The following is a 24536-nucleotide window of genomic DNA, read 5'->3' as shown; positions in this document are numbered from 1 at the left end:
TGACCATTTCTCCCGAAACCATATCGACATCGCCGTCATCGAAACCGGCCTGGGCGGTCGGCTCGACGCCACCAATGTGCTGGACCCGATCCTGACTATCACGACCGACATCAGCCGCGACCACGTCGAAATCCTCGGATCGAGCCTGCGCAAGATCGCCTGGGAAAAAGCCGGGATCATCAAGCCCGCGGTGCCCCATCTGATCGGTTTGCTGCCCCTGGAAGCCGAGACGGTAATCCGGGATGTTTGTCGCACCCGCAAGGCCCCCCTCCATCGGTTGCGCAAGTCACGGCTGCGCGCCGATCTCGAGAATCTCCGGCTCGACTATACGAGCGATCGCTTCACCTTTCGAAATGTCGCGCCCTCCTTGAAAGGCACGCACCAACTGAAAAACACCGCCCTCGTGCTCGAGGCCTGCTCCATCCTGCGCGACAACGGCCTTGCTGCCGTCACGAAAAAGGCGATTCTTGACGGCATCACCCACACCGACTGGTCCGGTCGCTTCCAGATTATCCGTGCCGACAGTTCGCCGACCCACGTCCTCGACGTCGCCCATAACGCCAAAGGAATGGAATCTTTCGTAGATACCTTCGAACGCCTTTTCCCCGGCCAAAAGGCCGCCGTGATCGTTGGTTTCGTGAAGCGCAAGCCGCATCAGCAGATGTTCAATTCGTTGTCGCGTATCGCGTCGTCGTATGCCCTGGTGCCGCTGCAGACCAAACGTTCGATTGATATGAAGGAAATGGAGCGGACGCTCAACTGGCGGGGAATCGAGCGCCGCCGATTCGGCTCCGTTCGCACGGCGTATCGCCGGGTGTTGAAAAACTCCGCGTCCGACGATATAATAGTCGTAATCGGCTCACACTATCTGGTCGGGGAGTTCCTTACGATGATCGGCTGGAAATGAGTAAGACGCCCAACAAAAAGTCGCCCTCGCGCGCCACTCGCTCGACGACCGCCCGGCGCCCTTCGACGCCGCGGACGCGCCGCTCCGCCGCGAAACCGGCGACCGCCCCCACCGACATCTCCGTCGCCGAATTGCAGGGGCAGCTCGAAGAGAAGCTGGCGGAACTGACGATGACCAACCGCCAGCTGAAACGTAAGATATTCGATCTGTACACGATCTTCGAAATCTCCCGCAATTTCAACGCCGTGCTCGATTACGAGATGCTCCTCGACACGTTTATCTTCACCTGCCTCGGCCAGATCGGCGCGCTCAAAGGCGCCATCTTTCTCCAGCGCGAGGCGCACAGCGATCGGCTCTATCCGATCAAGTACAAAGGCTCCGGGTCGCTTCCCGCCGAAGACGACTACTTCTCGGCCGCATCCGCCCTCGCCGATTACCTCACCCGGCTCAATCGACCCGTCCCCACCCGCGAACTGATCAGCGATATTTCGTCCGCCGATGAACGTCGCATTCTCGGCAACTTCGAACCGGGCATCGTCGTCCCCCTTATTTACCAGACCCGGCTTACCGGGATATTCGCCATGTCCGAGAAAGTCTCAGGAAGAGATTTCCAGCTCGACGATCTGGAATTCCTCTCCATTCTCGGCAACCAGATCGCCGTCGCCATCGAGAACGCCCGCCTCTACCAGGGAGAAAAACAGGCCATTCAGCAGCTTCGCGCCGCACAGCAGCAGTTGCTGCAGACCGAACGACTTGCGGCCCTCGGAGAAATGTCGGCGAAAGTCGCGCACGAGGTCAATAACCCGCTGGGCATCATCAAGAACTACGTTCTGCTTATCCAGCGGGCCTGCCGGAACAACGACCAGGCAAACAACTTCGTGGGAATCGTGTCGGAAGAAATCGACCGCATCGCCCGCATCGTCAAACAACTGCTCGACTTCCACCGCCCGACCGGACTCGCCGTCCAGCGGGTGGACATCGTGAAGCTGCTTGATGACGTGCTTCGGCTGGTGGACCGACAGCTCGCCTCGCATGACATCAGGATCGTCCGCAACTACGATGCCTCGATCCCCGAATTGAGCGCCGCCCCCGAGGGCCTGAAGCAGGTCTTTCTCAACCTCATAATAAACGCCCGTGACGCCATGCCGAACGGCGGGTCGCTCTCTGTCAGGCTTGAAGCGCCATCGAAACGTGTACGGATCTCCTTCTCGGACACCGGGCCGGGTATCGCCCCGGAACACATCCCGCACATTTTCGAACCGTTCTTCACCACCAAAGAAGCCGGCGGTGGGACCGGACTCGGTCTCTCCGTGTGCTATGGCATCATCAAAAATCACGGCGGGTCGATTTCTTTCCGAAATCTCGAACCGGGCGGCTGTTTCACCATAGAATTACCAGTAGCGGAAGGCAAAATCGCCCATGACTGAAAAGACCGAACGCATAATCGTCATCGACGACGAGAAACGCATGTGCGAATCTCTCTCCGCTCTGTTGCAGGGGGGCGGCATCGAAGTGCGTGCCTTCCAGGATTCTCCCGCGGCCGTCGAGATGATCCGCAACGAACGAGTCGACCTCGTCGTTACCGATATCAAAATGCCCCATATGGACGGCCTGCAGATACTCAAGGCCGTCAAAGAGATCGACGACGGCATTCCGGTTATCCTGATGACCGGGTACGGCTCCATGGACACCGCCCTTGAAGCGATCGCGCAGGGCGCCTACAACTACCTTCTGAAACCCGTCGAGTTTGCCCAACTCGAACTGGCCGTCAAACGCGCCCTCGAGAAGCGCCGGAGCGACCTTGCCCAGCGCTCCCTTATGGAGCAGTTGAAGCTCTCCAACTTCATTCTCGAAAGCAGGATCAGCGAACTCAACGCTCTCTACGAGGCCGGAAAGTCGATTGGCTCCACGGCCAACCTTACCGAGTTGCTCAAACAGCTGGTCGCACTGGCCTCGGCGGTGACCAACGCCGAAATCGGCTCGATCATGCTCGTGGACGATCGCGGCGAATACTTGACCATCGAGGCGGCTACCGGTCTCGATGAAGATATCATACGCTCCACCCGCCTCCCGATCGGCGCGTCCATTGCCGGCTATGTCGCGAAAACCGGCGAGCCGCTTATCATAGAAAACATCGAACACGACGAGCGCTTCGCCCGCATGAATCGCGAACGCTATTCATCCGGCTCGCTGCTCAGCGTACCGCTCATCATCAAAAACAACGTGCTCGGCGTCATCAACATGGCCAACCGCCACCGAGGCGACAGCTTCGACAAAAACGACCTGCGCCTGCTCACGACCTTCGCGTCGCAGGCGGCCGTGGCGGTCGATGACGCCCGGCAGTTTGAGAACAGCCGGCGCCGACTCGTCGAATACCAGATCCTCCACGAGTTCTACCAGGAAGTCCCGTCCATCCAGAGCTGGTCCGCGTTTCGCACCGTCATGGTCGACAAACTCAATCGTGTCTTTCCCATCAGGTACGCCGTCTGGTTCATCTGGGACGACTACAACAAGGTGCTGACGCCCGACGGCGTCTTCGGCATCAGTGACATTCCGTCGACCGAATCAGGCAAAATCGACCTGCAGCGTGTCCGTCGCGATGACCTCCTCCTCGAAGCCGAGGACCTGGCGACCATGGACCTCGATGACATCCAGCGCGTTTCTCTGTACGTCGGTGAACTCATCCGCAAATCGAAAGCATACCCGGAGCCCCGGCAGGCCTATCTCGCCGTCCCCATCCGCGAATCAGGCGACCTGACGGCAGTGTTTTACATCGGGGCCGATGACCCGCATCCGTACAGCGACGACGACATATCAATTGCGCGGCTGGTCATCTCGCAGGCAACCTATCTCTTCGAAAAGGAGAAAGCGCTGTTAAACGCGACCCGCCTCATGACTATGGGCAACATGATCTCCGAAATCTCCCACGACCTGCGAAAGCCGCTGACCTCCATCAAAGGCGCCCTCCAGATTCTTAAACAGCGCTGGCCACAGATAATGGACAAGTCCGACCTGTTCCGCATGGCCGAAGACGAGATTCACCGCATGAACGAGCTGGTACGTGAGCTGGTCGACTTCTCCAACCCCAACAAATACGAGACCAACAAACTCGACCTTCGGCAGATCGTCATGCGGGCCTCCGAACTTGTCGCTCCCGACATGCGAAAACACAACATCGATTTCGAAAGTCAATTCGACAGCCAGGTCAGTTGGGATGTCATCATCAACAAAAACCAGTTCATGGAAATATTCCTCAACCTGTTTATCAACGCCATCGATGCCATGCCCGATGGAGGGAAACTCCGGGTCGAAGGGCTGGTCGAAAAGCCGGACCACAAGAAGTCGCTTTATCTGGCCATCAAAGTCATGGATAGCGGTGTCGGCATCCGCAAGGAGAACCTCGCCAAAATCTTCGACCGCTATTACACCACCAAGGAAACCGGAACCGGGCTCGGACTCTCGGTCGTGGAACGCATTATCTCAGCGCACAACGGCACCCTGAGTGTCCACTCGGAAGAGGGCGATGGGACTACCTTTACCGTGTACTTGCCGTATGAACCGTAAGTCACCGTGCATACTTTTGCCGAAAGTTAGCAATTCGGACGTGAAATATACTTGATTTCCGGCCCTGACGACCGATACTTACCTAAGAACCGAGACCCTATTACATACTATGGCCAAGCAGAAAACCAAGATCCTCGTCATTGATGACGATCCCAAGGTCTCCTGGATCCTCTCCGAGGGACTGCCGTCGCACTTTGAGTTCGTGTCGGCTCGCGACGGTATCGAAGGGATTCAGATGGTCTCGACGGAGAAACCCGACCTCATCCTCCTTGACATCAAGATGCAGGGCATGTCCGGACTCGAAGTTCTTGAAAAGTTGAACAAAAGCGAATCGCGGCCCGACGTTATCATGTTGTCCGGACACGGCGACACACGCTACGTTGTTGATTCGGTCCGGCTCGGCGCCGCCGAGTTTATCAACAAGCCGTTCGACGTCAAGGAAGTCGAGATCCACATCAACGGCGTGCTCGAACGAAGCCGGCTTCGCCGCGAACTGGCGAAGGCCAAAGAAGAACTCCGTTCCCAGAAAAAGTACGCCAATTTCATCGGCGATTCGGAACCCATGGTCAGAGTCAAGGCCCTGATCGAGCAGGTCGCCGACTCGGAGTTGACCGTCCTCATCCGAGGAGAGTCGGGTACCGGCAAGGAGATTGTCGCGCGGTCGCTGCACGAATTGTCCAGCCGGAGAAGCCAGCCGTTCATGAAGGTCAACTGCGCCGCGATCCCGAGGGACTTGCTCGAGGCGGAGCTGTTCGGCTATGAAAAAGGCGCTTTCACCGGCGCTCACAAGAACAAGCAGGGACGATTCGAGGTCGCCAACAAGGGCACCATCTTCCTCGACGAAATCGGTGACATGCCGATGGAACTGCAGTCCAAGCTCCTGCAGGTCCTCGAGCAGCAGGAGTTCGTCCGGGTCGGCGGTGTGCAGACGATCTCGGTCGACGTCCGGATCATCTGTGCCACCAACCGAAATCTCGAAGAGGCCATCGGCGAAGCGGGATTCCGCGATGATTTGTTCTACCGCCTCAACGAAATAACCATCTTCCTGCCGCCGCTGCGTGAGCGCCCCGAGGACATTCCGCTGCTGGTCAATCACTTCCTGGAGAAGTACAACGGGCTCTACAGCCGCCAGTACGCCGGGCTGACTCCCGAGACCATCGCGCAGCTGTTGGGCTTCCACTGGCCCGGTAATATCCGCCAGCTCGAAAACATGATAAAGCAGGTGGTCGTGCGCGAAGACGAGTCCATCATCGACGAGCTCATCCGGTCGGCGAGCCACCAGTCGCTGAAAGCTCCGTCGGGAGCCTCCGGCGGACAGCCGGGATTCTCGGGATATACGCCGGCGGCGGCTTACGACCCCAATGATCTTTCGCTCAAAAGCGTGGTCGGCAAGCGCATCGCCGACGAGGAGAAACGCCTGATCAGCCATGTCCTCGCCAAGACCAATTGGAATCGGCGCAAGGCCGCCGACCTTCTCCAGATCAGTTACCGCTCCCTTCTCTACAAGATCAAAGAGTACTCCCTGAACGCATCGAAGTGAACCGCGGCCACCCGAAGTCGTTGGACCGTGGTACGCTACTGTGTGCAAAGTTTGCGCACAATTCTGCATCTATCGGCATGTGGAAAAGCCCGCTCGATTCTGGATAACCTGTGGATACATGCTGTTATGTTGTTGTCGCAAAAATTCTTACGACACCGCTCGGCAAAGCTTGGAACGAAAATTGCTTGCTTCGGTTAGAATAGTCGTACAAGGATAGTTGATGGTCGACCCCATGCCCAGCCCCTTCGCCGTAGAAAACTACCTGCCCGTCAGGACGTTCCTGAATCAGGCCGGAATCGAGATTATTCGTGCAGAACGGTATCGTACGTTTGTCTCGCTGGTTTCACTTGATTTTTCATTCGCGCGCGCCCATTTCAACGGCAACGCAGGCCCGGCCTTCGAGCAGATCCGTCACACTATCCAGAAAAATGTCCGCGCCAGCGACAATTTCGCTTTCATCGACGACCGGGTGGTGGCGATCCTCTTTCCGGAGACGTCTCGTCAGGACGCCGAACTGACCGCCCGTCGCATTTCCGATATCATCCTCAAGGAACTGGCTGCTCTTTCCGGCAACGGCTTCGAGAAAGTCATCCCGATGGAGATGGCGTCATTTCCCGACACGGCCGGCGCCCGCACGGTCGGCGAGCTGCTCGGCTCTCTCGCCGAACGCGCCCCCCAGTCGTAGCCTTGTTTTCCCATTACATCCGAAAAGTCTCGCCCACCCGTCCCGGCTTGTTGAATAAGCTTATATAAGTGCGGCCAGGCGACCCCGCCTGACTGCACTCACTACCCCGAGCGGCCCACCCCCGCACGCCACGGGCGCACCGGTCGGCCTCGGCGGGCTGGCGTCCCGGGCTTGTTGAAATAGCGTATATCAGTGCGGTCAGGCGACCCCGCCTGACCGCACTCGCTACCCTGAGTAGCCCACCCGTCCCGGGTGGGATTCACTCAAGCTCTGTGTGTTTCTCGACATGGGTAACAGAATGGACTCACTACATGGGTAACAGAATGGACTCACTACATGGGTAACACTTTTGTGGTTTGTGATCAACGGGTACCCCACCCCTTGCGGTGGGCTCGGGATAGCGCTATCTTGGCATAGTATATAGTTGCTCCGGATGCACTACTCACTCACGGGGAGGATTTCAATGCGAGCATTTCTGAGAACTTCAGTCTGCCTCACGCTGCTCCTATTCGCAGTCCCGCTGTCCACCGCACAGGCCGAAAACCCACCCGGCAGTCGTCGCGGAATGGCAGCTCAATTCAGCGCATCGTTTCTTCCGGCCGCCGATTGGCCGGACTCACCCTACAGTCCCTTCGGTAACGAGACAGCCTACGGCTGGGGGTTTGGTTTCGGCATCGGGGCCGGCTGGTCGGACGGTGACATCCTCCTGTTCGAATGGAACTTCGACTTTGAGAGCGAGGGAGACGCTACTTTTCGGGGTTACTTCGGACCGTCCTGGTACCACTACTTCGACACCCGTCTGCCCTGGTACTCCAATATCGCAGCGGGGGTGCTGCGCGGTGTCTACGAATCCGGCGGAGAGAATGGTATCGGTCCGTATGTGACGATCGGCAGTGGAGTCGAGCCGATCAAGCACGTGCAGATTGGCGCGCGGTTTCTCCTGGGGCATATTTCCTGGGACGCTGCCAACGCCACCCACACGGCCGTGTCGCTGGTGGCGACAGTGATGATGTATTGATCGACTGGGCGGGCCACGTTGCTGAAACGCGTGATCGAGAGAACCCATAGCAGCTATGGGCGACCTACCCACGACTTCGGATCAGCACTCATCCATAGCCTCCCGTATTTGGCCAGAACCTTGGCTCGAAGAAAATCAGCGTTATCACGTACGCCAGGAGCACGAGGGAAATCGGCGCGGTCGCTATGAGCCAGCCGCGAATCTTTCGAGTGGTCGGTGACTCCGAAGACCACCTATCGCGGAATACTGCGAAGTCGTCTTGCGAAATCGACTTCAAATGATAACGCACGAAGTTATACATCGGAGAGATAAATAGAAGCCTGACTGCGTCGTTCGACCGCTCCACCAACTCAAGTCCCTTCGGCAGGAGGGCGAGGTTAAACACAATCCCGAGCTGGATAATTCCCACCCACGATGCCGCGTTGTCTACGGGAGGCATCGCAAAGCCACTCTTCTCGAAGAAGAGCAAGGAGCGGAAGAAGATGTAGTCAAAGAAATCGATCAGAAATCTCATGCTCTCTCGTGTATCCTATGGTGGCCCATCCCGCTGCATAGCCCTACCGCAATCTCTCCAACCCCTCACGGATCACCGACATCACCCAGCCGCGGCCGACCGCGATCTCCATCCCCCGCGCGATGCACTCAAACGTCGAGTCGTGAAACGTAAATATGAAATGCCGCTTCCCTTCCATAAACCACTTCTTGTCGTGTTTGGGATGCACGGCGTTCATCCGCTCCAGCTGCCTGATCCACGAAGATCGGTGGACCTCGAACACACCATAGCGCTCCAGTCCCCGCTCGCTTAAGGGATGCCCCGCAAACGCTTCATCGTTGGGCGGGCCAAACAGGTGCGCGGAAGGCCGAACGAACGTCACCAACGCAACGGGCGGTCCCTCCGCGTGCGACTCGAGAAGCAAAACATTGTCGGCGGCCTTCACATCGGACTCGTGTTCGAGAGAGTACGCCAGGAGCAGCGAATGCTCAGAAGCCAGCACGACCGGCTCCGGCGCGCCAACAGACGATTGCGGAACGTAGGTAAGTTCCTCGACCCGGTCATGTTTATCGATCGAGTACATCAATGCTCCGTCCGTTGATCTCTCATGGATACACTATCCTATAGTTCATCCGCTTGACATCGGCCTCGCTGAGATCATAACGGCGAAGGATCATATAACCGTCTCTCACTTCCTCCCACGTGTACTCGTTAAGCGTGTCGGTGTGGAAGATGAACAGCGAGAGCGTGTCGCGCGGCAGGCCGTCGAAGAACTCGTCCCACGGCACGCTACTACCGAGCCCCGGGCTGGTGACCTTACTTATATCGTACACGACATATTCACTGGTTTGCGGAAGCGAGTCGGGGTAATACGTGCCGTACTTGCCGCCATCGGCGAAATAATAGCCGATGTTGTGATCAGCATTGTTGACGAGATCGATCTCATAGAACTCGTCTACGGGGCATCTGCACTGTGCCAGGAGCATCAGCAGCGCACAGGCCAACATCGGGCCCGCTCGCTTGAGAAGACGGCGGAAGCGCGAGGGTTCTGGTTCGGGTGTTACCAACAGAGTCTCCCTTTCATTTTCCCCACCAACTCGATGGTGATCGAGCGGCTGTCCCAATCTATGAAAGAACTAGTGTAGAATGAAGAAGAAAAAGGACGGCGGCCATGCGGCTGGGTGGCCCACCCTTTGGGTGGGTTTCTTCTTCTGTTTGTGCATTTCTCGACATGGGTAACAGAATAGACTCACTACATGGGTAACACTTTTGTGGTTTGTGATCAACGCCGATTCCTCGATGCGATCATGGGTTTTGTCAGTTTTCGTGTTCTTTCGTCGTAGACGGCGATCTTGAGTGGTCCAAAGTGGACCTGGTAGAGACCATCGTGAATTGGGTCAAATGCGATCGGTTCGCCGATCAGGGCTTCGCTGAGCTCCCGCAGGGCGGGTCCGTCTTCGAACCCGCCAGCGAGCGGCCGACCCCCGCACGCCACGGGCGCACCGGTCGGCCTCGGCGGGCTGGCGCCCCGAGCTTGTTGAAAATGCCTATATCAGTGCGGCCAGGCGACCCCGCCTGACCGCACACGCTACACCGAGTAGCCCACCCGTCCCGGGTGGGATTGACTTGAGGTGTAAACAGGCAGGCTGTCGGTTCCCCGCGAAAGCTCCCGCAGGGCCAGTCCGTCTTCGAACCCGCCAGAGATCGGCCGAGCCCCGCACGCCACGGGCGCATCGGTCGGCCTCGGTGGGCTGGCGCCCCGGGCATGTCGAAAAAGCCTATATCAGTGCGGTCAGGCGACCCCGCCTGACCGCACTCACTGCCCTGAGTAGCCCACCCGTCCCGGGTGGGATTGACTTGAGGTGTAAACAGGCAGGCTGTCGGTTCCCCGCGAAAGCTCCCGCAGGGCGGGTCCGTCTTCGAACCCGCCAGAGAGCGGCCGACCCCCGCACGCCACGGGCGCACCGGTCGGCCTCGGTGGGCTGGCGTCCCAGGCATGTCGAAAAAGCCTATACAAGTGCGGTCAGGCGACCCCGCCTGTCCGCACTCACTGCACCGAGTAGCCCACCCGTCCCGGGTGGGATTGACTTGAGGTATAAACAGCTCCCGCAGGGCCAGTCCGCCTTCGAACCCGCCAGAGAACGGCCGAGCCCCGCACGCCACGGGCGCACCGGTCGGCCTCGGTGGGCTGGCGCCCCGGGCTTGTTGAAAAAGCCTATATAAGTGCGGTCAGGCGACCCCGCCTGACCGCACTCGCTACCCTGAGTAGCCCACCCGTCCCGGGTGGGATTGACTTGAGGTGTAAACAGGCGGGCTGTCGGTTCCCCGCGAAAGCTCCCGTAGGGCGGGTCCGTCCGTCTTCGAACCCGCCGACTTCCCACCGTGCATGGCGCCCGTCCCCGTGCACCACGCAACCCCACACTTTCCCTACCACTTCGATGGAAAAAATGCCCGGCCCCCTTAGTAAAGACCCGACTCACACGGAGCGCAAAAACAATGGTACCTCTGCATCGCGACCGATTGTCAAAAACCTGCCCAAATACCGGTTATTCCCCTGCCGGATATCATGATCGGGGGAAAAGAAAAGAATGGGGTCCCCATAAAAATGACAAAACGAACCCATTTGCCCGTAACGTGCAGGGCGCCACACTTGTACAACGAAAAAGTTGTTCGCACGGCTTTGTGCACGGACGGGCGGGGTGGCCCACCCTTTGGGTGGGTTTCCTTTCATCCTTCGTCAGGTAAGCGGTGACACGGTCCACCGCAAGCGGTGCGGTACCAATTGCGGACACGCCATTGGCGTGTCCGGTCCGCGTCACGTGTCGCCCGCCTCCGGCGGACTAGCACCTGACGCAACATGAGCGGGGTATCGTGGTGCACGAGAACGTACACCACGCACAGATTCGTTGCGCTACCAGTCGAGGATCTGTTCGAGGTTGCGGTTGAGCCGCTCAATGCGTTCCTGGTAGTCGGCTTTTTTGGCTCGCTCGCGTTCGATGACATCCGACGGCGCGTTGGCGAGGAAGTCGGCGTTGGCCAGTTTGCGCGATACCTTGTCAAGCTGGCCGGTCAGTTCGTCGAGACTCTTCTGCAACCGCTTCTTTTCGACTTCGATATCGATCAGACCCGCGAGCGGCACGAATATCTCCGCGCCGGAGATAACCGCGGACGCCGATATCGGGGGCTTTTTGACGTCGACCCCGCAGTGCAGCGTTTCGACCCGCGCCAGCGACCGGAAGTACTCGTAATGGTTTTTCAGCAGCGCGCCGAACGACTCGCTGTCGACCCGGATGTACAGGTCGGACTTCTTGCCCGGCGGGACATTCAACTCCGACCGGATCGATCGCACGGCCGTTACCACTTCCTGTATCTGTCGAAGCGATTCTTCGAGTCGCTCGTCCTTGCGGCGCTCGTCGATCGTGGGCCACGGCCCGAACGTGAGGGTAGGGGCGCCGTTGGACTGCTCCCCGCGCAGCAGCCGACCGATCTCTTCGGTGACAAACGGCACGTACGGGTGCAGCAGCTTCAGGATTTCGCCCAGCACGTAGGTCGCGACTGTCAGCGAGTCCGCACGAATGGACTGGTTGGGCTGATCGGGTTTGATCAGTTCGATATACCACGAGCAGTAGTCTTCCCAGACGAAGTTGTACAGCACTTTCGCGGCGTTGTTCAACCGGTACTCGCTGAAGGCGCGCTCCACCTGTTCCTTGGTGCGCTCGAGGCGGGAGAGGATCCAGCGATCGAAAATGACCAGGTCGATATCGCCGAGCTTGTCCAGCGTCGGCGGCGCTCCGTCAAGACGCATCATCACAAAGCGTGAAACCTGGTACAGCTTGTTTACGAAATTCCGGCCGACCTCGAACGTATTGCGGCTCACGCACGGATCCTGGCCGTCGGGTGTGGCCAGCACCATCGATATCCGGAGCGCATCGGCGCCGTACTTGTCGGTTATCTCCAGCGGGTCGATCCCGTTGCCGAGCGACTTGGACATCTTCACGCCGTTGGCGTCGCGCACGGTGCCGTGGATATACACGTCGGTGAACGGGCAGTCGCCCATAAACTCGTAGCCGGCCATCACCATTCGCGCCACCCAGAGGAAGATGATCTCCGAGGCGGTCACCAGCACTTTGGTCGGATAAAACTTCTCGAGGTCTTTCGTTTTTTCCGGCCAGCCGAATGTAGAGAAAGGCCACAGCCACGAGGAGAACCAGGTGTCGAGCACGTCCTCGTCCTGAACCAGCCTTGCCGGGTCATAGCCGGGGCACTGGGCCGCGGTTGGGCGGTCGACCGAGACAAACATGGTGCCGTCCTCGGCGTACCACACCGGGATACGATGGCCCCACCAGAGCTGTCGAGAGATACACCAGTCACGGATATTCTCCATCCAGTGCAGGTAGGTCTTGGTCCAGTACTCGGGATGGAACCGGAGCTTGCCCGACTTGACCGCTTCGACCGCAGGCTGCGCCAGTTCGCTCATCTTGACGAACCACTGGTCCGACAGGTACGGTTCAACGATCGTGTGGCAGCGATAGCAGGTCCCTGCGGACAGTCGATAATCTTCGGTCTTTGCGAGTTGGGACTTCTTTTTCAGTTCCTCGACGAGCGCCTTGCGGCCGTCGTACCGGTCCATCCCTTTGAACTTGCCCGCATTCTCGTTGAGGGTGCCGTCGATATTCAGGATGTTCACTTCGGCCAGGTCGTGCCGCTTGCCGATTTCGAAATCGTTCGGATCGTGCGCGGGCGTCACCTTCACGATGCCCGTGCCGAATTCCGGATCGACATAGCTGTCCGCAACGATCGGGATTTCCCGTTCCAGAATAGGAAGGATGACCGTTTTGCCGATATGCTTTTTGTACCGACTGTCCTTGGGATTGACGGCCAGCGCGGTATCGCCGAGCATGGTTTCCGGCCGCGTAGTCGCCACCGTCAAATACTCGTCGGAGCCTTTGATCTTGTATTTAATGTACCAGAGATGGCTGTCGAACTCCTGGTGCTCGACCTCGTCGTCGGACAGCGAGGTCTTACACGACGGGCACCAGTTGACGATCCGGTGGCCCCGGTATATCCAGCCCTTTTCGTACAGATGCACGAACACCTCAGCGACCGCCCGCGACAAACCCTCGTCGAGCGTGAAGCGCGTCCGTTCCCAGTCACACGAGCAGCCGATTCGTTTGAGCTGGTTGAGGATCTGGTCCTTGTTTTCGATCGCCCATTTCCAGGTCCGTTCGACAAACTTCTCCCGGCCGATCTCTCGCCGCGTGGTGCCTTCTTTCACCAGTTGCTTTTCGACGATAACCTGTGTGGCGATTCCGGCGTGGTCCGATCCCGGCAGCCATTCCGCTTCGAAACCCTGCATGCGGTGTTTGCGTACGAGTATGTCCTGAATGGTGTTGTTCAGCGCATGACCCAGATGCAGCACTGCCGTTACGTTGGGCGGCGGAATGACCACCGAGTAGGATTTCTTGTCGGAATCCGCCCGGCCGTGAAAATAACCGGATGCCACCCAGTGATCGTACAACCGTGATTCCACTTCAAACGGGTTGTACGCGGCGGACTTTCTGCTGTCGTCGTTCGTATTGCTCATAAATCGGGGTATCCGTATATTGTTGTCTTTACAGCCCGCGGGCTGCGCCGGATCAAGGCTCCCATAATAGGCCGGGGTGCATTTTTTGTCAAGGCTGACCGACCGGCTAGGGAATAAACCGTTAGGACAGGTATCGGCAACTCTATGAAAGACTTAAAATCCCGCGTCTACGACCCCGATCTCGCCCCCTTCGAACGACTCACCGTTCTGATGGAAATCCTTCGCTCGCCGGAGGGTTGTGCCTGGGACCGCAAACAAACCCATCAGTCACTTCTGCCGTACCTGGTGGAGGAAACGTACGAGGTGGTGGAAGTGATCGAGTCCGGCCGCCACGAACAGCTTGCGGAAGAACTTGGCGACCTGCTCACCCAGATCGTTTTTCATGCCCAGCTGGCGAAGGAACGGGGGGAGTTCGACATATACGACTCCGTGTCGCACGTGGTCGACAAGCTCGTCAACCGGCATCCGCATGTGTTCGGAGAACGCAAGGATCTCAAACCGCAGGAGGTACGCGATCAGTGGGAAAAGATCAAAACCTCGTCCGGTGAAAAGCAATCTGTGCTCGGAGGACTGCCGCGAAACATGCCGGCGCTGACGGCGGCGTTTCGGCTCGGGGAAAAAGCGGGCGGTGTGGGCTTCGACTGGAAATCGGCAACCGACGTGCTCGATAAGATTGACGAGGAAGTGGCCGAAGTGAAGGCGGCCATGTCGCACCGGCCGACTCCCGACCGCGAAGCGCTTGCCGACGAGATCGGGGACCTGTTGTTCGCGGTCGCATCGCTTGCCCGCAAGCTCGATGTTGATCCGGAAATCGCCCTGCGCCGCGCGCTGGATAAATTCCGCACACGTTTTGACCGGATGGAAGACGAAATTAGGGAGAGAGGCCACAGTTTCGATCGGTACACGCTCGATGAACTCGAGGCGATCTGGCAGCGAGTGAAGCGATAGGTTTCCGCCGGAACTCGTCCCCAAGGTTTTATCGCAGGCGACGGCGGGCAGGCTTCTGCGACATAGTGGATCCGATCTAACCTCAAATCATATCTCTATTATGGGAATTTTTTTCCCGTTCTGTGTGGCGTCAAAAAGGTGTCATTTTTTACTTGTCTTAAAATCCAACAAGTGTATTATTGGGCCCGATTTCAGAGAAATCCGAAAAAGGTGGACCTACAAAACCTAACCATACATACGCAGTACACAATGGTGGACTAGTAACGAGGGCGCATCGGATTCGCCCCGGAACCATGGAGGGTTGCCTATGAAGCACTGACGCGGGCCGTATGTAGGGGCCCGGGTGCCATCCCGGCACCGACCTAACTCAAAACTCGAAACTAATAACAGACTTCGGTTGATTACATAGAAGAGGATTTTGCGATGAAGAAACTGGTAACGCTTACCCTGTGCTTTGTGCTGTTGTTGAGCGCAGCGTCGTTCGCGACCAACACCCGCGTCCGTTCGATGGGTGAAAACAACGAGATCATGCTCGACGAGGCCAACATCTGGCTGTATCCGTCGCGTCTGTATGACTATCCGGATGTGGCAATCGGAGAGTTTTCGTACGATGACTACTTCGACAAGGATGCTGCCCAGTACTATGGCTACGAGCCGACGTTCAATCAGTTCGGGGTTCACTGGAAGTTCGGCAAAGACAAGCCGTTCGTCCTGGGAACGTATCTCTACAATAGCGTCGGCCAGTTTTATGACCAGGCTTACCTGGGCGCCATGTTTATGCCGGCCGGTCTCGACAACATGTTTTTCGACTACTGGTGGGGCGGGATGTTCGATGAAGATGAATGGGGCATGCCGATTGCCGAGTACTTATTCGGTAACGAGCGGATCTCCCTGCTTTACTCACGCATGCTCGGCGGGAACAAGTTCGGCTTCTCGTTCTCGAAGCTTCATTCGTCCTATCGTGACGAGGATGCGGACGGTAACACCTCCGAAGATCTGTCCTTCAGCCGCTACAACTTCGGTTTCAGCTTGACTGAAGCCACGGGGTTGTGGGATGTCGCCGCGCACATCCAGATGCTGACCTGGAAAGACAAGACCTATGGTACGCCTCCCGGTGGCGGCGATGATACCGAACTGGATTACACAAAGCCGTCCGGCAACATGTCTTTCACGCTACTTGGCCGTTACTTCAAGCAGATGAACCCGGTGGTAACGCTGGTCCCGCACGCGTCGTTTGTGTATGCCAAGTTCGAGTCTGAAGACTACTACGACGGCGGCTTCTTCGAAGACCCGAACACCGCGAAGCTGAACCTCATGGCTATTACGGTTGGAAGCGGCATGCACTATATGCCGTCGGCCGGTATGCTCGCCGTACTCGATTTCGGTCTCTCCTACACCAAGGCCGATTATGAATACGTCGACAATCAGGCCGATCCTGCGGTTACCGAGGAGTACAACACAACCATCACGACCCTGCCGTACGTGCGCATCGGCTTCGAAGGCGAAGTGCTGAGCTGGCTGGATGTCCGGTTCGGTGCGACCAGCTACTGGCGCAACGTCAGCGAAGAGGACATCTACGACGGCGAAACCGAGGATAAGGATATCTATCGCTGGCCGGATAACCGCACCTATCTCGGCTTTGCGTTCAACTGGGGCCGGTTCACGGTCGACACCTGGACGAACCCCGAGTTGTTCCTCGAAGGTCTGAATTTCATCTCCGGCGAGACCAATGGTATGAACGCCGGTATGTCTGCGATCTACAGCTTCTAGTCGAAGCTTCTCTCGACGACAAAACCCGGTCCGGCAGGGCCGGGTTTTTTTTGTGCTTCGTGGAATCCAGCGTGGTGCACGGGGACGTACACCACGCACGGATCATGGCGATGGTACGTGGTGCACGGGGACGTATAGCACGCAGGGATTATTTGGAGATCAGGTTGAAGAAGTTGTCGAGGAGTCTGAAGCCGAGGGCGCGGGTATGGTCGGCGGAGGCTCGGCAGCCGTCGATTATTCCGTCTTTGGTCTTGCCTGCTTCGGTTAGTTCACCGGCGTACGCATCACACCATTGCGGGACCTCATCGGGGTCGGCTTCGAGGTGGAACTGCAGGCCAACCAGGTTGCCTTTCCGGAAAGCCTGATTCTTACAATCGTCGGTCTTCGCCAGATGGGTCGCGCCGAATGGTATCCGGAAAGTGTCGCCATGCCATTGGAAGACCGGGAACTCCCGGTCGAATCCGGCAAAAAGCGGATCCGATGCGCCTTCGTCGGTGAGTGTGACCGTCATGGCCCCGATCTCTTTGACCCTGTTCGGTTCCACCCGGGCGCCGAGCGTGTGGGCGAGAAGCTGCGCGCCGAAGCAAATTCCCAAGATAGGCTGCCCTCGGCGGATCGTCTGCGTCATAAGTGTAAAGAGTTCCACGAGATACGGGTGTTGGCGGTACTCGGTGACCGATTTCGGCGTCCCGAGAACAATCAGGACGCTGAAATCCTCAGGTGCGGGCAACCGCTCGCCGGCAAACGAACGAACCACGGCGAACGGGATCCGGCGATCCTGCAAGTACAAACCGATCGTGCCGGGAGATTCTATTTCGCAGTTTTGTATAACAATCACAGGCTTCATACGCTTCCTCTGTGATAAAAGACAAAGCCCGGCTCGCCCGGGCTTTGTTGTGTATTTCCGTTTTTCGTTCGCACCTGCCATTCGCCATGGTCGAACTTCAGGTGGGCCGCCGGGCCTACACCAGTTCTTTTGCGAACTGCGGGAGAGCGAAGGCGCCGACATGCGTTTCCGCGTTATAGTAGCGCGTCTTCAGAGCCAGCCTGTCCCATCGGGCGCGATCAAAATCCCGGATCGGGTCGTGTTTCTTGCTGCAAAACGCAAACGACCACAGGGCCGACGGATAAATCGGCATAAAGCAGAAATACATCCGCACGATCGGGAAAATGTCCTTCAGGTTCGCATACATTCGCCGGATGATCTCCTTGTTGAAGTACGGCGATTCCGACTGCGCCACCATAATGCCGTCATCCGCGAGTTTGTCATACACCGTCTGGTGAAACGGCTTCTGGAACAACTCCTCGGCAGGACCAACCGGATCGGACAGGTCCAGGGCGATGACATCAAAACGGCGGTCGGTCGTTTCGATATAGCGCTTGCCGTCGTCGAATATCAACTCGGCGCGCGGATCATCGGCCCCTATCGTCAGATGAGGAAGATGCTTCCGGGTGATGTCGACCACCATGCGATCTATCTCGCACATCGTGCAGCGCCCGACTTCAGGGTGCTTCATAACTTCGGTCAGCGTGCCGCAGTCGCCGCCGCCGATGATAAGGACGTTCTCCGGTTTCGGGTGCGAAAACAACGGCACGTGCGCGAGCATCTCGTTGTAGGCGTTGTTGTCGTTGTCGGCCACCATGAGCGAGCCGTACAGGACAAGCAGCTTGCCGTACAGCTTGTTCTGGATGACCTCGATACGCTGAAACTCCGACTCCGTCGACTCGAGGAAGCGGTCGACCTTGAGCGTCAATCCGGCGGCCCCCTGGGCCAGTTCGCTGTACCAGAGGTTCATCGGATTTTCCAGCGCCTTGTCTGAAACCCGGAGACCCTGTTTCGTTTCTTTGCTTGCCATGCTTGTCGGTCCCTCAGTCGATCACGCGGTACTGCGGCCGCTTGAGTGAGTTAAAGTCCGACCCGGAGACGGCGCAGTAGGCGCCGGTACGGGGGAAGATCAGCAGGTCGCCGATCTCGAGTTCCGGCAGCAGGAGGCCGTCATAGAGGGTGTCAAACGAGTCGCAGGTCGGCCCGGCGAGCACGGACAGGTATTCGTCGCCCTGGCTGTCGTGGACCACGGGATACTGACAGTGGTCGAACACGATACCCGAGAAGGTCGAATAGATGCCGTCGTCGAGATAGTACCACATCTTGCCGTCGCGCTCGGACTTGCCGATCACGCTGCAGACCAGGGTTACGGCCCTTGCCGAGACGAAGCGTCCCGGCTCGCAAATGACGCGGATGTCAGGTCGAATCAGCTCATCCAGCGCTTCGCGAATCGGCTCACAGAAGTCGTGGATGTCGGGCACCGGCTCGACGTACGGGACCGGGAACCCGCCGCCGATATCGAGCAGGCGGATGGTGTGGCCGGCCTGGGCCAGCTCGTCGATCAACTCACCGCCCGCGGCGATCGCCTTGACGTAGTTCTCGGGATAGATGCACTGCGAACCGATATGGAAGCAGAGCCCGTGGACCACGTGACCGGCCTCTCGGACGGCGTCTGCCAGCGCCAGCACGTCGTCGACCGTGCAGCCGAATTTGTACTGCAGGTTGACCACGGCGGTCGTGTTGAGATGCACCCGGTAGCGAATGAGGATTTTCAGCTTCCGGTCGGTGATCCGTTTCAGCTTGGCGATTTCGGAAGGATTATCGACCACGAACATCTCCACGCCCGCTTCGAGGGCGAGGTCGATCTCCTCGGCCGTCTTGATCGGGTGCGTATGGAGGAGGGTTTTTGGGTCGATACCGGTTTGCATGACGCCTTTCAGCTCGCCGGCCGAACAGACGTCGAAATTGCCACCGGCCGCGAAGACCTCCTCGATGATCGCGGGGTGGTTGTTCGACTTGACGGCATAGAATATTTCCGCCCGTGGCAGTGCGGAGCGCAGATCTTCGATCGCGCGCCTGACTTCCGAACGGGACAGCAGCAACAGGGGGGTGTCGAGCCCTCTGGTTTTGAACAAATCCTTGACCAGCCCGACGTCCAAACCGCCCATCAGGGCAGTCTGCTCCATCGTGCTGACGTCAAACGAATACGTCATCCTTGGTTCCTCCGTGCAGCCGTGCTACCGGGCTGCAGTGATAGGGAGAGCGACCGGTTTGTGGTCGATTACTTCGTCCACGTCCGAGGGAATTCCACGGCGCAGTTCCTTGATCTCGGCCCGCTTGCATCCGAGTTTCTCTTTCATGTACTCGGCTGCTTTGGTCGGATCCACTGACTGACCGCAGGTGAAGAAGTCGACTGCCGCATAGCCGTATTCCGGCCAGGAGTGGATCGAGATATGCGACTCAGCGATGATCACGGCGCCCGAAACCCCCTGGGGATTGTAGCGATGGAACATCGACCGCACGATAGTGGCGCCCGATTTTCGGACGGCCTCATTCATGTGGTGCTCGAGATATTCGAGGTCGTCAAGTGCCTTGCGGTCACAATCACAGTACTCGACAATGAGATGACGTCCGAGTATGCGCATTTTTCGATCCCTCCTTCAGCGGTTAAGGGTTCCAGGCATTTCGTGTTACATCAACGGCGGGCTCGTCACCCACACAAGTTTGACTTTTTCAGTACCGTCGTTCCGGATCTGGTGTTCCCGGTCGGACGAAAAATAGAAACAGTGATCGGTCGGTACCCGGTGCGCCTTGCGGTTGATGGCCAGTGTGGCAACCCCGCGTATCACGTAGCCGAATTGCTCGCCGGGAAGCGGTCCCTGCTTGTCAAGCGCCTCTCCCGGGTCCAGTTCGAGCACGATCGGGTCCATCAGGTTGTTGGTCGACCCCGGCACGAGCACGTCGAAGTGTTTCACGCCCCGCCGTTCGATCGGTACTCGGTCATTAGGACCGAAAACGACCTTGGTATCTTCGACTTCAGAGAAAAACTCTCCCATCGAGACTCCCAGGGCTCCCAGGATATCAGCCAGCGAGTCGACCGAGATCGATGTCTGGTCGTTTTCCAGCTGGGAAATGAACCCCTTGGTCAGCTGGGCGCGGTCGGCCAGTTCGGCCTGTGTCAGGTCGGAGGCCAGCCGTAAGGCCTTGATTTTCTCACCGATACGAAGATCCATCGTTTACCCGGTCGCTCGGCCGTGGTTTAATAAACACAACCTTTTTGTTTAATAAAGACCGCCAAATATACAAAGCAGGTTACCGTTGTCAAGGCCTTTTTGCCCCCCAAACCAAGCTTTTCGCGATTTCTTCTGGAGGCAGCACGGCGTTTGACCAGACATCTGCAATGGGGGTCTATTTTGGCGTGGATCTGGTTGACATTGGATCAGCAGAGTGCTATGTTTCCAGAGCCATCCACCCACTAATTTTTTCATTCAGGAGTCAACATGAAAAGAGCAGGAGCGCTGTTATTTGGTCTGTTACTCTGCGCGTCGATCGTGAGCGCCGGGCCGGCCAAGCTAGGAATCGGCGCGTTCGGGGGCTTGAACATACCGGTGGTGCAGGATGACCAGGCATCGGGGCCGGTTTTTGGATTCAAGATCCGCTACCAACTGATACCGATTCTGGTGATCGAGCCGAACATTTCGTTTACGAGTTACGGGGCGCCCGACAACGACGAATTCGAGTTTGACATCGACGGGTCGTCGGTGACGGCATTCGGTATTGATGCCACGCTGGGCAACCAGGTCGGGAAGATGGGATTCAAGCCTTACTTCGTGGCAGGGCTCGGATTCTACAATCAGAAAAACGATGAGATTGATGCCGTGTTCGGCGAGGTCGGCTCCAAAGCGGGCATTTCGGCCGGATTCGGATTTGGTATCGGGTTCTCCCCGCAAATCGATATCGATCTTCGCGGCAAAGCCCACATTGCGGGGTCCGAGGGTGACGTCTCGAAAAAATCGGTTTCGATCACCGGCGGCCTCAACTACTACTTCGGCGCCAACTAGGCAGGAGAAAACGTCATGATGAAGTCAAAAGCTGTTTTGGCACTCGCCGGGCTTGCTCTCCTTGCACTGGTGGTTGTCGGATGCAAGATAGTGTCCGGCACGTTCGTGGTGGTGGAGTCGTTCTCATTTACCACCCAGACCGGGTTCTATCCAACCGCGGTGGACTTGACTGAAAACGATACGTGGGAGGAACACAAAGACGATATTGACCGGATCGAAGTGGTCGGGTTCGAACTGTGGATCACCAATAATGAGACCGCGGAGTGGACCTATACCGGGTACGTTCATGAGGCTACGATGCCGGACGACACGCTGGATCAGGCTGACGTGGACTCTCTCGCAACTCTCGTGTTCGGTCCGTTGACCGTGCCGGCCGGGACGCCGGGCGCAGGGACCCAGAGATTTGTTACTTATGCCGAGTCCCTGGGATTGCTGAGCAATATCAGCACGCTCCAGACGCTGGTGAAAGGCGGGTTGTTCGACTACTATGCGATCGCCACGGGCGGTTCGGGCGGCCTCGGCGGTCAGGTGGACTCGATACGGATTATCATTACTCTCGCCGCCAAGGACAGCTAAGCGGCGCTTCGCTGAATCTGACAGGCGGACTGGCTCTCCGGGGTCGGTCCGCCTTTTCTTTGCCCAATCTCGGCAGTAATCCTTCTCGGTCCCGACGGCACGAGTCGGTATGTGGTTGCGCCTCCGGACTTGCCAAATGCGCGAATTCTCGTACATTACCCCCCAACGTGGAACAGTTGGGCTAATGTAAAGGAGAGACCACCATCGCCAGCTATGATATAGTGATAATCGGAGGCGGCCCCGGCGGTTATACGGCCTGCATTCGGGCAGCCATGAAGGGCGCGAAAACTGCCGTTATCGAAGCGCGTGAACTCGGCGGCGTCTGCCTGAACCGGGGCTGCATACCCTCGAAAGCGCTTATTGCCTCCGCGACCCAATATCACAGGATGAAACATGCCGGGGAATTCGGCATCACACTGACGGCGCCGCCGGTCTACGACTGGCCGGCGATGCTTAAGCGCAAGGACAAGGTTGTGAGCACCATGACCGGCGGTATAGGGCAGTTGTTCAAGTCGCACGGTGTTGAGCATGTCGCGGGATTCGGGCGCATTTCCGGCCCGAATGAAGTCTCAGTCGTTGACGACGCCGGCAAGGAGACCCGACTGGAGGCGAAGAACATAATCGTGGCGACGGGGTCGCGCTCGCTGAGTTTGCCCGCCTTTCCGATCGACGGGAAGCGGATTCTCACGTCCGATCATCTGCTTGAACTTGCGCACCTCCCAGAGAAGATGCTGATAATCGGCGCCGGGGTGATCGGCTGCGAATGGGCCTTCATGCTCTCCATGCTGGACGTACAGGTGGAGATGGTTGAAATGCTTGACCACGCGCTGCCGATGGAGGACGAGCACTGCTCGACCCTGATTGAGCGGGAACTGAAAAAACTGAAGGTGAAGCTTCATACCAAAACGCGCGTGGAATCGGTTACACCCGGGCCCGAAGGAGTGCAGGCGAAGTTGTCGAGCGGGGAGACGATCAATGCCAACCAGGTGCTGGTCTCGATAGGTCGGGCGTTTTTGACGGAGGATATCGGCCTGAGCGAGGTCGGTGTGACCCTCAATAAGAACGGCTCCATTCCGACCGGTCCGGACATGCGCACCAACGTCAAAAACATCTATGCAATCGGCGACGTCCGAGGCGAGATTCTTCTGGCGTACACGGCTGTGCATGACGGCACGGTCGCGGTCGACAACTGTCTCGGCGAGAAGTCGACCAAGAACTATCACGGGTGTCCCTCGGTGATCTTCACTCACCCGGAAGTTGCGTCGGTCGGGCTACGGGAACGGGAGGCCTCGGAGAAACATGATGTGGCGGTCGGCAAGTTTCCGCTGCGGGCGCTGGGCAAGGCGCACGCCGAGAACGAAATTGCCGGGGAAGTCAAAGTAATCGGCGACAAGAAGACTGATCGGTTGTTGGGCGTCCACATTGTCGGGACGCATGCGACCGAGATTATTCATACGGCGGCGCTTGCGGTGAACCAGGGGCTGACGGTGGCCCAGCTGGGGTCGCTGATTTTCGGTCATCCTGTGATTTCCGAGTCGATCATGGAGGCGGCTCACGATTTGCACGGAATGTCCGTGCACCTCGCGAAAAAGCGGCTGTAGACGGGCCGGTGTGCCGTAGAACCTGCGAGTGAGGTTCACGGTTGGCGCAAATACTGCGTATCAGACTTCAATGCGCAGAAACCGCATTGTGCCGGATTGGGTGTCGCGATCGTTTGAATCGTCTTTAAGGCATTGATATGAAATAAGATATTTGTCATTGAGCCTGATCTTAGGCCGATTCGATGGCGCAGAAATTGCGATTTGCGAGGCGGAGAGAGTAGCCTGACGGGCTAACGGAGATAAGATATGATATTGTGCCGTAGCAAGTTAAATGACATGTTCAGAGTTTGAACGACACTGGCACGACTGTTGCAATACATCCCCACGTAGTTACTCTTGAATATACGCAGTATGGCGGTGAAGGGTATTTAAGAGGTGGGGATGAAGGAGTTGGTTTGTGAGGGACCAACTCCTTTCTTTTTTGCCCAATCGTCGATGTGATCCCCAGCCCGCGTATCTGTCGGTTCTTCTTATCTAACGGCATCCCGAGAGTCTGGTCAGCAAGCGGCCCCAGGCGCTGTCATGTGCGGGTATTATTGACGGCGGTGGCCGTATCGAGAAGTTGTTCCCCGGGCGCGAAGATCGATTCTGAGTGGTAGTCTTGCGGTGGAGGCGACAGTGAGGATGCGAGGTAGCGAGGGCAGGGTCGGCGCCGGATCAAATGGTGCGCGAAGGCTCTGGGTTGGCCGCGCCCGGTCGGGTGTTGGTCCGGTTTCGGCGGGCGAGTATTGACTTGACAAAACTCCCGTTTGTTATAATTTCTGTGTCTGCTCATTTGGCGGACAAGATGGCGGTGTAGCTCAGTTGGTTAGAGCAGCGGAATCATAATCCGCGTGTCCGGGGTTCGAGTCCCTGCACCGCTATTTTTTTGTGCCGGTTACACCTTGCAGGGGAGGTTGCCCGGAAGACTTTTTCACTGTACAAAGCGATATGGCATCGGGTTACGGGGAAATGGGTTTGTTT

Annotated in this window: 19 protein-coding genes, 1 tRNA gene and 1 pseudogene; 12 read left to right on the top strand and 9 right to left on the bottom strand. The window is 57.7% G+C overall.

Features of this window, described 5'->3' with window-relative positions:
• Position 1: 1 nt before the first annotated feature.
• From RBT76_00105 to RBT76_00080, 6 genes and pseudogenes are all read left to right on the top strand, one after another.
• Positions 2-907: pseudogene (locus RBT76_00105) on the top strand (cyanophycin synthetase).
• On the top strand, positions 904-2334 hold the full coding sequence (locus RBT76_00100; protein ID MDX9856172.1) for an ATP-binding protein: 1431 nt from the start codon (positions 904-906) through the stop codon (positions 2332-2334). The pseudogene RBT76_00105 and the gene RBT76_00100 overlap by 4 nt, the downstream one beginning before the upstream one ends.
• Entirely contained in the window at positions 2327-4471 is a 2145-nt protein-coding gene (locus RBT76_00095; protein MDX9856171.1) for a GAF domain-containing protein, read from the top strand. The genes RBT76_00100 and RBT76_00095 overlap by 8 nt, the downstream gene beginning before the upstream one ends.
• A 109-nt stretch (positions 4472-4580) precedes the next feature.
• Positions 4581-6011 (top strand): sigma-54 dependent transcriptional regulator, encoded by a 1431-nt coding sequence (locus RBT76_00090; GenBank protein ID MDX9856170.1) that lies wholly within the window; start codon positions 4581-4583, stop codon positions 6009-6011.
• A 220-nt stretch (positions 6012-6231) separates the two neighbouring features.
• A complete protein-coding gene (locus RBT76_00085; GenBank protein ID MDX9856169.1) occupies positions 6232-6696 on the top strand; it encodes a hypothetical protein in 465 nt (154 codons plus the stop codon).
• 463 nt (positions 6697-7159) lie between these two features.
• Complete coding sequence (locus RBT76_00080; protein MDX9856168.1) at positions 7160-7714, top strand: hypothetical protein; 555 nt, start codon at positions 7160-7162, stop codon at positions 7712-7714.
• Positions 7715-7802: 88 nt separating this feature from the next.
• Here the strand turns inward: RBT76_00080 and RBT76_00075 are convergent, their stop codons facing one another.
• The 4 genes from RBT76_00075 to RBT76_00060 form a co-directional block, all read right to left on the bottom strand.
• On the bottom strand, positions 7803-8228 hold the full coding sequence (locus RBT76_00075; protein MDX9856167.1) for a hypothetical protein: 426 nt from the start codon (positions 8226-8228) through the stop codon (positions 7803-7805).
• Positions 8229-8271: 43 nt separating this feature from the next.
• Positions 8272-8790, bottom strand: coding sequence for a hypothetical protein (locus RBT76_00070; protein MDX9856166.1), 519 nt, complete (start codon positions 8788-8790; stop codon positions 8272-8274).
• Positions 8791-8812: 22 nt separating this feature from the next.
• Positions 8813-9274, bottom strand: coding sequence for a hypothetical protein (locus RBT76_00065; protein MDX9856165.1), 462 nt, complete (start codon positions 9272-9274; stop codon positions 8813-8815).
• Positions 9275-11118: 1844 nt separating this feature from the next.
• Positions 11119-13791, bottom strand: coding sequence for a valine--tRNA ligase (locus RBT76_00060; GenBank protein MDX9856164.1), 2673 nt, complete (start codon positions 13789-13791; stop codon positions 11119-11121).
• Positions 13792-13935: 144 nt separating this feature from the next.
• Between RBT76_00060 and mazG the strand changes: the two genes are divergently transcribed.
• Positions 13936-14739 (top strand): nucleoside triphosphate pyrophosphohydrolase, encoded by an 804-nt coding sequence (mazG, locus tag RBT76_00055; protein MDX9856163.1) that lies wholly within the window; start codon positions 13936-13938, stop codon positions 14737-14739.
• 423 nt (positions 14740-15162) lie between these two features.
• A complete protein-coding gene (locus RBT76_00050; GenBank protein ID MDX9856162.1) occupies positions 15163-16509 on the top strand; it encodes a hypothetical protein in 1347 nt (448 codons plus the stop codon).
• 148 nt (positions 16510-16657) lie between these two features.
• Here the strand turns inward: RBT76_00050 and RBT76_00045 are convergent, their stop codons facing one another.
• From RBT76_00045 to RBT76_00025, 5 genes are all read right to left on the bottom strand, one after another.
• The gene (locus RBT76_00045; GenBank protein MDX9856161.1) at positions 16658-17356 is read right to left on the bottom strand and encodes a type 1 glutamine amidotransferase; all 699 of its coding nucleotides are present in this window, start codon (positions 17354-17356) and stop codon (positions 16658-16660) included.
• 115 nt (positions 17357-17471) lie between these two features.
• On the bottom strand, positions 17472-18365 hold the full coding sequence (gene speE / locus RBT76_00040; GenBank protein MDX9856160.1) for a polyamine aminopropyltransferase: 894 nt from the start codon (positions 18363-18365) through the stop codon (positions 17472-17474).
• 13 nt (positions 18366-18378) lie between these two features.
• Positions 18379-19548 (bottom strand): type III PLP-dependent enzyme, encoded by a 1170-nt coding sequence (locus tag RBT76_00035; protein MDX9856159.1) that lies wholly within the window; start codon positions 19546-19548, stop codon positions 18379-18381.
• 24 nt (positions 19549-19572) lie between these two features.
• Complete coding sequence (gene speD / locus RBT76_00030; protein MDX9856158.1) at positions 19573-19980, bottom strand: adenosylmethionine decarboxylase; 408 nt, start codon at positions 19978-19980, stop codon at positions 19573-19575.
• A gap of 45 nt (positions 19981-20025) precedes the next feature.
• Positions 20026-20568 carry a helix-turn-helix domain-containing protein gene (locus RBT76_00025; GenBank protein MDX9856157.1) on the bottom strand — a complete coding sequence of 181 codons (543 nt, stop codon included), beginning with the start codon at positions 20566-20568 and terminating at the stop codon, positions 20026-20028.
• A 267-nt stretch (positions 20569-20835) separates the two neighbouring features.
• Here RBT76_00025 and RBT76_00020 point away from each other — a divergent pair, with 267 nt between their 5' ends.
• The 4 genes from RBT76_00020 to RBT76_00005 all read left to right on the top strand — a co-directional run bounded on the left by RBT76_00020 (position 20836) and on the right by RBT76_00005 (position 24436).
• Positions 20836-21396 (top strand): outer membrane beta-barrel protein, encoded by a 561-nt coding sequence (locus tag RBT76_00020; protein MDX9856156.1) that lies wholly within the window; start codon positions 20836-20838, stop codon positions 21394-21396.
• Between the two features lie 15 nt (positions 21397-21411).
• Positions 21412-21972: a hypothetical protein gene (locus RBT76_00015; protein MDX9856155.1), complete on the top strand. Its 561-nt coding sequence runs from the start codon at positions 21412-21414 to the stop codon at positions 21970-21972.
• A 221-nt stretch (positions 21973-22193) separates the two neighbouring features.
• On the top strand, positions 22194-23573 hold the full coding sequence (gene lpdA, locus RBT76_00010; GenBank protein ID MDX9856154.1) for a dihydrolipoyl dehydrogenase: 1380 nt from the start codon (positions 22194-22196) through the stop codon (positions 23571-23573).
• Positions 23574-24362: 789 nt separating this feature from the next.
• Positions 24363-24436, top strand: a tRNA-Met gene (locus RBT76_00005).
• The last annotated feature ends 100 nt before the right edge of the window (positions 24437-24536 follow it).

It is taken from the genome of Candidatus Zixiibacteriota bacterium (assembly GCA_034003725.1).
Taxonomy (GTDB): Bacteria; Zixibacteria; MSB-5A5; order GN15; family FEB-12; genus WJMS01.
The sequence above is the reverse complement of the archived record's forward strand: the minus strand, read 5'-3'. Positions and strand labels throughout refer to the sequence as shown.